10 protein-coding genes are annotated in these 11986 nt (G+C 50.9%); all 10 read right to left on the bottom strand.

Translation table 11 applies throughout. The features are described 5' to 3' along the window. Positions 1–151: 151 nt before the first annotated feature. Positions 152–778 carry a regulatory protein RecX gene (locus tag I2G42_RS15125; protein WP_055228449.1) on the bottom strand — a complete coding sequence of 209 codons (627 nt, stop codon included), beginning with the start codon at positions 776–778 and terminating at the stop codon, positions 152–154. Next, the gene (gene recA, locus I2G42_RS15120) at positions 779–1846 is read right to left on the bottom strand and encodes a recombinase RecA (protein ID WP_022463338.1); all 1068 of its coding nucleotides are present in this window, start codon (positions 1844–1846) and stop codon (positions 779–781) included. A 281-nt stretch (positions 1847–2127) separates the two neighbouring features. Beyond that, positions 2128–3570 (bottom strand): glycogen synthase GlgA, encoded by a 1443-nt coding sequence (gene glgA, locus I2G42_RS15115; RefSeq protein WP_195531232.1) that lies wholly within the window; start codon positions 3568–3570, stop codon positions 2128–2130. 192 nt (positions 3571–3762) lie between these two features. Then, entirely contained in the window at positions 3763–4563 is an 801-nt protein-coding gene (spo0A, locus tag I2G42_RS15110) for a sporulation transcription factor Spo0A (RefSeq protein ID WP_195531231.1), read from the bottom strand. A gap of 206 nt (positions 4564–4769) precedes the next feature. Beyond that, positions 4770–5990 (bottom strand): SpoIVB peptidase, encoded by a 1221-nt coding sequence (gene spoIVB, locus I2G42_RS15105; protein ID WP_195531230.1) that lies wholly within the window; start codon positions 5988–5990, stop codon positions 4770–4772. 166 nt (positions 5991–6156) lie between these two features. Then, complete coding sequence (gene recN, locus I2G42_RS15100; RefSeq protein ID WP_195531229.1) at positions 6157–7848, bottom strand: DNA repair protein RecN; 1692 nt, start codon at positions 7846–7848, stop codon at positions 6157–6159. Between the two features lie 65 nt (positions 7849–7913). Beyond that, positions 7914–8390 (bottom strand): arginine repressor, encoded by a 477-nt coding sequence (gene argR, locus I2G42_RS15095; RefSeq protein WP_022463344.1) that lies wholly within the window; start codon positions 8388–8390, stop codon positions 7914–7916. Positions 8391–8419: 29 nt separating this feature from the next. After that, positions 8420–9277 (bottom strand): NAD(+)/NADH kinase, encoded by an 858-nt coding sequence (locus I2G42_RS15090; protein ID WP_195531228.1) that lies wholly within the window; start codon positions 9275–9277, stop codon positions 8420–8422. A gap of 19 nt (positions 9278–9296) precedes the next feature. Then, entirely contained in the window at positions 9297–10106 is an 810-nt protein-coding gene (locus I2G42_RS15085; RefSeq protein ID WP_195531227.1) for a TlyA family RNA methyltransferase, read from the bottom strand. Then, positions 10103–11980: a 1-deoxy-D-xylulose-5-phosphate synthase gene (gene dxs, locus I2G42_RS15080; RefSeq protein ID WP_195531226.1), complete on the bottom strand. Its 1878-nt coding sequence runs from the start codon at positions 11978–11980 to the stop codon at positions 10103–10105. Before dxs ends, I2G42_RS15085 begins: the two co-directional genes overlap by 4 nt. Positions 11981–11986: the final 6 nt, after the last annotated feature.

Raw genomic sequence — 11986 nt, 5'->3', positions numbered from 1 at the left:
ATATTTTATCAATTAACACAATTGTTATTTTGTCCATCTTCAATTACTTGCGTAAATTCGATGGACGCGTCTTATATCCCCATAGCTGAAGCAAGGGGTTTTACGACGCATTGGATAATTTCGCGGCATGTGGCGGAATCGCCGGGAATATTCAGAATTCTTCGTCAGTGGAATCCTGGTATTCTTCCAGTGCCCGACGGATTTCGGAACTGCCGAATCCTTTCCGCATCAGAAAACCGGCGGCACGGCGGTACTCTTTTTCATCCAGCCGGTGCGGCGTACCGAGCTTTGCAAAGGCGGCACTTTTTGCAAGTTCATACTCATCGCGGGCATCCTCCTGCTCTTCCAGGACGGATTCCACCAGTTCCCGGTCCACGCCTTTCTGTGCCAGCGCATAGAGGACTGCCTTTTTCCCTTTTTTCGCACCGCTGCCCGCAAGATACTGCTCCACGTATGCGCGGTCGTCGATATAGTGAAAGCTCTCCACGTACGAGACAGCCTCTTCAATGGCTCTCTCGGGATAGCCGTCTTTTCGTAACTTATCTTCCAGCTCTTTTTTCGTCCGCATCTGTCCGAGCAGCAGATACATCGCGCGGTGCTTCGCCCGTTTCGTCAGCACTTCCCCCGCGAGCTTTTCGTAAACCTCGTCGGGCAGCTCCTCCTGCTCTCTGATGCGGGAAGCGCGGATTTCCCCGTTATAAAGAACCAGATCCTCTCCGTCATCGAAGAGGATCCGTGATTTCTTTTTATTCAGAGGACGAATCTCTGTCACAAACATTTATTCGTCGTCTCCTTCGGTTTCCGGAACTGCTGCTGTTTCTTCTGTGCCTTCCGGCGCTTCTTCCTTGATCAGGCCGTAAGCCACGCGCACTTTGTGCTCGATCTCATCCATGATTTCCGGATGCTCGCGCAGATATGCTTTCGCATTTTCGCGTCCCTGGCCGATCTTGTCGCCGCCGTATGCGAACCATGCGCCGCTCTTCTGTACGATGCCGACGGAAGCTGCCAGATCCAGAACGTCTCCTTCTTTGGAGATTCCTTTTCCGAACATGATATCAAATTCTGCCTCGCGGAACGGCGGCGCTACTTTGTTTTTCACGACTTTGATTCTGGTACGGTTTCCGACCATCTCTCCGCCCTGCTTTAAGGCTTCGATTCTTCTGACATCGAGACGGATGGAAGAATAGAATTTCAGTGCACGGCCGCCGGTTGTGGTCTCCGGATTTCCGAACATGACACCGACTTTTTCACGCAGCTGGTTGATAAAGATAACAATACAATTGGATTTGCTGATCGCTGCAGTCAGTTTCCGGAGTGCCTGAGACATCAGACGCGCCTGCAGTCCGACGTGGGAATCTCCCATGTCGCCGTCGATCTCGGCTTTTGGAACGAGGGCTGCAACAGAGTCCACGATGATGATGTCTACCGCACCGGAACGAACCATCGTCTCGGTGATCTCAAGTGCCTGCTCGCCGTTGTCCGGCTGTGAGATGTAGAGGTTTTCAATATCAACACCGATGTTTTTGGCATAGGCCGGATCGAGCGCATGCTCTGCATCGATGAAGCCGGCGATTCCGCCGCGTTTCTGTACTTCGGCTACCATGTGGAGCGCTACGGTTGTTTTACCGGAAGACTCCGGTCCATATACCTCGATGATTCGTCCCTTCGGCACACCGCCAAGACCGAGTGCGATATCCAGGCTTAATGAACCGGTCGGGATGGTTTCCACGTTCATGTTGGCTGCGGAATCCCCGAGCTTCATGACAGCTCCTTTTCCGTACTGTTTTTCAATCTGTCCAAGTGCGGCATCGAGTGCGCGCAGTTTATCTTCGTTATTATTTCCCATACTGAATTTTCTCCTTACTATACGAACGTCCGTTCGCTTCTGTATTCATACTATTACAAATCTGCTTTGTTGTCAACTGTTTTTCTTTTTTTCCTGTGTCTTTTTTCAGCCCCCAAATCCTCTGCACCGGAGCTGCTTCGAATATATCCTTATGCACAAGTGTAGCATATTCCACTCTCCTGCCGCAACCCAAAAATACTGCAAAAAAATCCCGAAACGGCTTTTCTTTCCTCTTCTGCCATTTCGGGATTTTTTTCTTATTTTTCAGAATGCAGACCAGCTTATCCGATCAGCCAGTTGTACATTTCCTCGTACTGTTTTGCGGAATTCGCCCAGGAGAAATCCTGTGCCATTGCGCGGTCGATCATCTTGTTCCACTCGCGTTTTTTGTCGTAATAGATGCGCTCTGCGTACCGCACGGTACCCATCATCTCATGCGCATTGTAGTTTGTGAAGCTGAATCCAGTTCCTGTTCCCTCGTACTCATTGTACGGCTCTACGGTGTCTTTGAGGCCGCCGGTCTCGCGGACGATCGGAAGGGTTCCGTAGCGGAGGCTCATGAGCTGTGAGAGTCCGCATGGCTCAAACAGGGACGGCATCAGGAAGGCATCGCAGGATGCATAGATCTTGTGTGACATTGCATCGGAATAGTAGATGTTTGCAGAAACCTTCTTGTCGTATTTCCATGCGAAGTGGCGGAACATGTTCTCGTAGCGCTCCTCGCCGGTTCCAAGGATCACAAACTGTACGGCATCCTGGCACATCTCATCCATCATATAGCTGATGAGGTCGAAGCCCTTCTGATCGGTCAGACGGGATACGATACCGATCATCATCGTCTTCGGATTGACCTCGAGTCCTAACTCCTCCTGCAGTGCCAGTTTATTTTTCACTTTCTCTTTACGGAAGTTCTTTGCATTGAAATTCTTTGCAATCTGAGCGTCTGTCTCCGGGTTCCACTCATTGTAGTCGAGTCCGTTTACAATACCGCGCAGATCGTTTGCTCTTGCACACATCAGACCGTCGAGTCCTTCGCCATAGAACGGGGTCTGAATCTCCTGCGCGTATGTATTGCTGACGGTGGTGATCGCATCTGCGTAAACCAGACCGCCCTTCAAGTAGCTTGCATCGTGTTTGAACTCCAGCTTATCCGGTGTGAAGTAGTAGTCGGAAAGGCCGGTAATGCTCTGAATCGTCTTGCGGTCCCAGATGCCCTGGAATTTCAGGTTGTGGATCGTCATGACGGTTTTGATTCCCCGATAGAATTCATCTGCCTGGAAACGCTCGTGCAGGTAAACCGGAACGAGACCGGTCTGCCAGTCGTGGCAGTGGATGAGGTCCGGGCGGAAGCCGATGGTCGGTAAAATGGAAAGCGCTGCTTTGCTGAAGTAAGCAAATTTTTCCAGATCCCATGGCATGCCCGCATATGGAGTGCTTCCTCCGAAATGCTCCTCATTGTCGATAAAGTAGAATTTGATGCCTTCATATTCCATCTCGAAAATGCCGACATACTGCTGTCTCCAGTTCAGATCCATGTAGAAGTTTGTCACATACTGCATCTGATTTTTAAACTGTTCTTTGATTCCTGCGTATTTTGGAATCACCACGCGCACATCAAAATACTCTTTCGGGAAGTATTTCGGCAGAGAACCTGCTACATCCGCCAGACCGCCTGTTTTGATGAACGGTACACACTCTGAAGCCACGAACAAAATATTTTTCATGAAAAGAATCCTCCTGTAATTTCATGCTGATTATCGCATCTTTGTTTTTCTGTAATTCCTTCCTTTTTGTCACGATCCTATGAAACGCGAAAGGATAATCAACGTCCTGTCTGTATTATACCGTACTTTGTCCAGAAAAAAAAGTCTAAACTTCTGTAATTTCTCCGTTTGTTCGGATTTTTTTGTTACTTTTTACTGATTTTTCAGTTCGAGACGTATTTTATCTGCAATTAATGCAATAAATTCAGAATTTGTCGGTTTACCCTTGCGGTTGTTCACGGTATAGCCGAACAGCTCGTCGATTGTGTCCATTTTGCCGCGGCTCCAGGCCACTTCAATCGCATGGCGGATGGCACGCTCGACACGGCTTGACGTTGTCTGGTGGCGTTTCGCGATGGTCGGATAGAGAATCTTGGTAATGGAATTGAGCATTTCCGTGTCCTCTACGGAAAGCAGAATCGCATCGCGCAGGTACTGGTATCCTTTGATATGGGCAGGAACGCCGATCTCGTGGATCATATTTGTCACATCGATTTCCAGACTGTTTTCCGGCGGACAGACCGGCTCTTTTCCAGGGTTTGTAAAATTTCTTGGATGGTATCTTCTTACTGCTGTCATTCCTTTTGTTGCTTTGATCCGGTTCAGAAGAGTTTCGTTGTCGAACGGTTTTAAGACGTAATAGTAAGCGCCGAGCCGGAACGCATCTTCGGTGATCCGCTCCTCTCCTACGGCGGAGACAACGATAAAGGCAGGTCTTTTTTTCAGATTTTTATCCTCATTGACTTTCTCCATTACAGTCAGACCATCCATCTTTGGCATGAAAATGTCAAGCAGTACGACGTCCGGTTCTTTGTCGCGGATGATACTGTAGATATCATTTCCATTTCCGGTCTGCCCGATCAGTTCAAGCGTGTCATCCTGTTTTATGACGTTCCCAAGCATTTCCTGCATGCGTTCGTTATCATCTGCGATGGCAATGTTGATCTTTTCCATAAAGCTCTCCTTTGCAAAAACTCATGGCCTTTCCGGAATTTCGCTGCATCCGTTTTCTTCTGAACTTTTTCCAATCACACAGACATTATAATTTTATTTTTTCGTCTTTTCAATATATTTCCCGAAATATTTTTAAAATTCGATCGACATTTTCCGTAAAAATTCGGAAGTTTTTAACAATTTCAACCAAATTAACGCATATTTTTTCAGTTCCGTGCAAGCATATTTTCCGCAAAGACACCGTAGCCTTTTTCCGGATGGTTTACGAAAACATGGGTAATAGCGCCGACCAGCCTTCCGTTCTGGAGCACCGGCGAGCCGGAATTTCCCTGTACGATGCCGCCGGTTTTCTGCAGCAGCCGTTGATCAGTAATTTCGAGCACAAAATTTTTGTTCGTATTCTCGCTTCCAAGATCGATTTCCGTAATCTCCGCCTCATACTCTTCTACCGTATTGTCCACGCACATCCGCACGGTGGCCGGGCCCGTCTCGATCTCCTGCCGGTAGGCAATTTCCGTCACGGTAAGCGGCAGTGCACTGCTTTTTTCCCTGTCCAGAACGCCGTGGATACCGTAGATGGTATTCTCCGCCACTGACCCGATACGGTTCTTTTCTTCGTAATGGATCACGCCCTGAAGTTCACCCGGTACACCCGCTTTTCCCGGAATCACGGACAGAATCTGTGTCAGATACAGCTCTCCGCCGTTTAACTGCAGCATTTTTCCGGTATCAATATCACTGATTCCGTGGCCGAGCGCCGCAAAGGTTCCGTCTGCTTCCACGAAGGTCAGTGTTCCGATTCCCTGCATATTATCGCGGACCCAGGCTCCAAGGCGGCAGGTGCCGTCCTGGCTTTTCTGCGATGTCACCTGCACTTCGATCGTTTCCCCGTCCCGGAGCAGGGAAAGGCACACCGGGGAACCGTTTGATACTTTTACTGCATCAATCAGCTCCTGTTTGCTGCGGATGTCCTGTCCGTTTACTTTCGTGATATAGTCACCTTCCCGCAGAATATTTTCCGACGGCCGGCTGACGGTTCCGTCGGACGAACGGATTTCGGCTGTGCGGATGACCATCACGCCGTCGGTCTCCATATAGATACCGACCGGCGCGCCGCAGACGGCAACTTTCGGCCGTTCTTCCTGGATGACACGGATCTTTTTCAGCGGAATTCCGGCCGCGGAACATTCCACCACGGTATCTCCCGTTTCCCCGGGATCGCTCTTTTCTGCTTCCTCAGTTCCTTCCGAAATTGTCAGCAGAGGATGTTTCGTGAGCGGCTGAAACGGGCTTTCGCTGTTCTCATCCACATACATCGTATCCGGCAGGGATTCGCGCATGGCATCGTAGCTAAGAAGAACGGCAAGGATCAGAAACAGCGCCGCCAGCGCAAGCAGGACTCTTCGGTATTTTTGTTTTCTCGTCATTTGCATTCCCATCCTTTCCGCCGCAGGGCAGAACTGCGGCATTTCTTTTGTTTTCGCGGCGGTCGTCAAGTTCTCGTGCAGGCACGGACTTTGACCCGCCGCCCGCGAAAAAAGAGGGAAACCACGCTTTGTTTCGTGATTTCCCTCTTAGTATGCGGACTTCTCTTTATTTGAGTCTTGCAGATTTTTGTACCTGTGCCAATTCCTTCATCTCGCTGGCATTTGCCAGAACAGAATCCGTAATTTTCGCGCCGCCGAGCATTCTTGCCAGTTCTCTGACAGAATCTTCCTCGGATAATGGATGGATCGATGTGACGGTCTCGTTTTCTTCGACGTTTTTTTCGATTTCAAAATGAGAATCTGCCATCGCTGCGATCTGCGGCAGATGGGTGATGCAGATGACCTGATGGCGCTGCCCGATCTGTGCCATTTTTTCGGAAACTTTCTGCGCCGTCCTTCCGCTGATTCCGGTGTCGATTTCATCGAAAATCAGGGTTTCTGTCTCGTCGCGGTCGGCAAGAATCGTCTTGATTGCAAGCATGATTCGCGACAGTTCACCGCCGGAAACAACTTTCGCCAGCGGACGGACCGCTTCGCCCGGGTTTGTGGAGATTAAGAACTCCACAGCATCGGTTCCGTTTTCGGTGTAGCTTTTTGTCTTTTCAAATGAAATTTCAAATGCGACATGCAGGAAATTCAGGTCGCGCAGACCTTCGATAATCTGTGTTTCGAGCCGTTTTGCATAGTTTCTGCGGATTTTGGACAGATTATGTGCGGCCGCATCCAGTTTCTGCTCCGTTTTCTGTAACTGCTCCTGCAGTGCCGCGCGGCAGCTCTCAAAGTTTTCCAGTTTTTCCAGTTTTTTCTGCTGTTCTTCGCGGTATGCGGCGATCTCTGCCATCGTCTTTCCATACTTTGCTTTCAGGCGGTTGATCTCATCGAGCCGCTTTTCCGTCTCATAATACTCTTCCTCGGAAAAGGTCAGTTCGGAAAGATACGCGGAAATCTCGCGGTTGAAATCGTTCAGCAGTCCGTCAATATCGGAAAGGGTCTGCGACGGACCGGAAAGTGCATCGTCGTACACCGCGGCCTGCTGCAGCTCCCGGATTGCGCGGCCGACCTGCTCCCCGGCGCTGTTCTCCGCACCGTAGCCGGTGATCGCATATACCGTCTGCAGAGATTCTGCGATCTTTTTCGCATGGCCCATCTTCCGGTACGCAGTTTCCAACGCTTCGTCCTCGCCCTCTTTTAGCTCTGCCTGATCAATCTCGTTGATTTCAAACGTAAGAAATGCTGCCTCCCGCTTTCTTGCCTCCTCGTCGAGTTCGTACGCCGAGAGCTCCTTTCGGACATTCTTCCACTCCTGGTACAGCGCCCGGACCTCTCCTTTTGCCGTGGCCGCTTCGGTTCCCGCAAACGCGTCAAGAATCGCGATCTGCCGGTCCGGATAGAGCAGCGACTGGTGCTCATGCTGGCCGTGGATGTCGAGCAGCAGGGACGCAAGGGCTTTTACCTGCGAAATATTGCATGCCGCGCCGTTGATGCGGCAGACACTGCGGGATCCGGTGATCTTTCTGGAGATAATCACCTGTCCCTCCTCCGCCTCGAGATCCATCTCTTTTAACAGCTCCAGTACATGCGGATTTTCGGTTTCAAAGACCAGTTCCACCAGCGCGCTTGTCTCTCCCGTCCGGATCATCTCGCGGGATATCTTCTTTCCAAGCGCCGCGTTGATCGAACCGATCAGGATGGATTTTCCGGCTCCGGTTTCTCCGGTCAGTATATTCAGGCCCGGACCGAACTCCACTTCTGCTTCGTCGATCAGGGCCAGATTTTTTACGTGTAAGTTTGTGAGCATTCTTTCCCTCCGGTGTCACACCTGCTGTCATCTTTTTGTCTCTTTTTTGCAGAAACGGGCGTTCTTTAGAACTCTTCGCCCGTCTCCTCCATGCCGTCCACCATTTTTTTCAGTCGTTCTGCTGCCACAAGCGCCGCATCATCGTCTCTTGCCACGCAGAGAATCGTATCGTCTCCGCCGATGCAGCCGACAATTTCATTCCAGTTCATCTCATCGAAAGCCGCTGCCGCCGCCATCGCCATTCCAGACACGGTTTTGATGACCAGAATATTCTTGGCAAGATCAACGGAAATATACGCGTCTTTTAACACGCGCGCATAGCGGCTCCCAACCTCGGACGGTGCGTTCTGCAGAACCGCATAGCGGCTTCCGCCGTTCTCTTTTGGTACTTTTGTGAGCTTCAGCTGGCGGATATCCCTCGAAATCGTCGCCTGCGTTACGGCAAAGCCGCTCTCCTCCAGCTTCTTTGCCAGCTCCTCCTGTGTTTCAATGTCATATTGGTTAATTAATTTGATAATCTGTGCATGTCTCGCGATTTTCATTTCAAGCATCCTTCCCCAGTAACTATATCTTAAATGTTTGCCATTTTCTTTCTTAATGTCTCCAGAAAACTGATGTTGCTGATCTTTACAATCAGAGTATCCCGTCTGGCCTTTTTGATCACGATCCGGTCGCCGGTTTTCATCGGAACGCGGGTATCGCCGTCAAAATATGCCATGCCCTGTTCAATGCCGCCGTCTCTCGAAGGCCCGAGCTCCACCTCGATCACATCCTCTGCCGGAAAGACAATGCTTCTCGTATTCAGGGTGTGCGGGGCAAGCGGTGTCATCAGCATCAGGCTGGCCGACGGTGAGATGATCGGGCCGCCCGCAGAGAGGCTGTAGCCGGTCGAACCGGTCGGCGTTGCGATGATGATGCCGTCGGCACTGTAGGAATTTAAAAACTCCCCGTTGACGTAATTGTCAAACCGGACGACACGCAGGTTTCCCTCACGGGTGATCGTAATGTCGTTGAGTGCCGCGTCCTCCGCGATCAGCTTTCCGTCACGGTAAATCGCTCCGCTTAGCATCATGCGATGCTCAATCGTATATTCATCCGCCATCAGATGATCCAGCGCCGGATAGAGTGTGTCACGGTCGATTTCCGCAAGATAGCCGAGCGTTCCCAGATTGATGCCGAGCAGTGGAATCTGTAAATCCACCACGTCGCCTGCTGCCTGCAGAAGTGTGCCGTCACCGCCGAGCACCAGAATGCCGTCGATATCGGACGGAACCTTCGCCGGATCCGTATAATGGTATTTTTCCCCTTTTTCGCTGTTATCGCAGAGAAGACACGTTTTTCCGCGCTCCTCCAGATATTGCCTGATCTGGTCTGTCACGGTAAGGTCCGGGTCTTTTGCTCTGTTTGTGATCAGGTAAAATCGCTCCATATCATGCTCCTTAACCCTTTTATTTATCCAGTGTATTGTGTGCGCTCTTTACAACGGCGTCTACATCGACATTGGTCTCTTCCTCTGTCACGCCGTCCGGCAGCCGGACAAGGTGAACGAGATACTCGATATTTCCCTCCGGTCCTTTGATCGGAGAAAATTCCAGATGGCGCACGCCGAAGGAAATGCTTTTCGCATAGGAAATGACCATCGCAATGACTTCTTTGTGTACAGCCGGATCACGGACAACACCTTTTTTGCCGACTTTTTCGCGTCCTGCCTCAAACTGCGGCTTGATCAGAGCTGCAATTTCGCCGTTCTCTTCCATCAGATTCCGGACCGGAAGCAGCACCTTGGTCAGGGAGATAAACGATACGTCGATCGATACGAAGGACGGTCTCTCCTCGATATCCTCCGGCACGACGTAACGGATGTTCGTGCGCTCCATGCAGACAACGCGCGGATCGTTCCGCAGCTTCCAGTCGAGCTGGCCGTGGCCGACATCCACGGAATATACCTTGACGGCGCCGTTCTGCAGCATACAGTCGGTAAAGCCGCCGGTGGATGCTCCGACATCCATGCAGACCTTTCCATCCAGGGTAAGGTCAAAGTTTTTCATTGCTTTCTCTAATTTTAAGCCGCCGCGGCTCACATACGGCAGTGGTTTTCCTTTTAAGACAATCTCCACTTCTTCCGGGAACATGGAACCGGCTTTGTCCTCCCGCTCATTGTCCACCAGAACTTCTCCTGCCATAATCATGGCTTTCGCTTTTTCCCGCGATGTGGCAAGGCCCCGTTCTACCAGTAATACATCTAATCGTTTTTTCATCTTTCTTCCTGCTCCCGTTTTCTGTAGTATTCCTCAATTCTGCCGCAGATATCTTCCGGCGTAAAGCCGACCTGTTTCATCTGGTATGATACACTTCCGTGCGGAATAAAGCGGTCCGGCAGTGCAATGATCTCCACGCCGAACGGAAGGTCTTCTTCCTCGGCAAAAGCAAGGACGCGCTCTCCAAAGCCGCCGTCTTTTACATTTTCCTCGAGTGTTACGACAAGCTCATACGTATCGGCAAAGCTTCGAAGAAGTTCTTCATCGATTGGTTTGACGAACCGCGCATTCACAAGCGCCGCATCCATATCCATCCGCTCTTTTAACTGTTTCTGCACTTCTTCTGCCATTTTTACCATACTGCCGACGGCAAGAAGTGCAACACGGCTTCCCTCATGGATCACTTCTGATTTTCCGAGGCAGATGGGCGCACGGAACTCTTTTAATCCCGTATACGCTTCCCCTCTCGGGTAGCGCACCGCGATCGGACCGTCGTAATCGACCGCAAATTTGATCATATCCGAAAGCTCCCAGAGGTTCTTCGGTGCAAGAATTGTCATATTCGGCATCGAACCCAGATAGGAAAGGTCGAAAATGCCGTGGTGTGTCTCCCCGTCGTAGCCCACAAGACCGGCGCGGTCAATCGCAAAGACGACATGGAGATTCTGCATACAGACGTCATGCATAATCTGATCGTACGCCCGCTGCAGGAATGAAGAATAAATCGCAACGACAGGCGTAATGCCGCCGAGTGACAGTGCCGCTGCAAATGTCACCGCGTGCTCTTCTGCGATTCCCACATCGAAACAGCGGTCCGGGAACATGTTGAAGAAGCGTTTCAGTCCGACACCGGTCATCATCGCCGCCGTGACTGCCGCAACATCCTTTCTTCGATCTCCCATTTTCCGCATGACCGTGGAAAAGACATCCGTGTACGTCGGATTGGATTTTCCAACCGGCAATCCTGTTTTCACATCGAACGGACCCGCACCGTGGAATCTTGCCGGGTGGCGCATCGCCGGCTCATAGCCGCGGCCCTTCTGTGTCAGGACATGCACCAGGATCGGTCCTTCAAACCGTTTTGCTTCCTGAAAGGTCTTGATCAGCTGCGGAATGTTGTGGCCGTCCACAGGACCTAAATACGTAAGTCCCATATCCTCAAACAGCATGCCCGGAATGATGATCTGTTTGATGCTGCTTTTCGTCTTCCGCATCGCATCCACCATGCCAGGTCCGATGCCCGGAATGCGGTTCAATGCCTTTGTGACGTCCATCTTGAAATCCGTGTACGCCGATGCCGTCCGAAGGCCGGACAGGTACGATGACATACCGCCGACATTCTCGGTGATCGACATTTCGTTGTCATTTAAAACGATAATAAAATTCGATTTCAGGCTGGCCGCATTGTTCAGCGCCTCGTACGCCATGCCGCCGGTCAGCGCACCATCTCCGATGATCGAAACAACGGAATAATTTTCTTTTTTCAGTTCCCGTGCACGCACATAGCCGACGCCTGCGGAAATCGAGGTCGAGCTGTGGCCGGTGTCGAATACATCGCAGTCACTCTCGCTCCGCTTCGGGAATCCGCTGATGCCGCCTTCCCGGCGCAGCGTTTCAAACCCGTCTTTCCGCCCGGTCAGAATCTTGTGCGTGTAGGACTGGTGTCCCACATCCCAGATCAGCTTGTCTTTTGGAAGATCGAAGACGCGGTGCATCGCAATCGTCAGTTCCACAACACCAAGATTGGACGCCAGATGGCCGCCGGTTTTACTCAAAGACTCGATAATAAATTCCCGGATTTCCTCTGCAAGCGCCGGAAGCTGGTCCGCCGGAATCTTCTTGATATCGTTTGGTTTCTGTATTTTTTCTAACATGAAATC

This window comes from Fusicatenibacter saccharivorans, assembly GCF_015557635.1.
GTDB lineage: Bacteria > Bacillota > Clostridia > Lachnospirales > Lachnospiraceae > Fusicatenibacter > Fusicatenibacter saccharivorans.
Note: the sequence above shows the minus strand (reverse complement) of the source record. Positions and strands in the feature narration are given on the sequence as shown.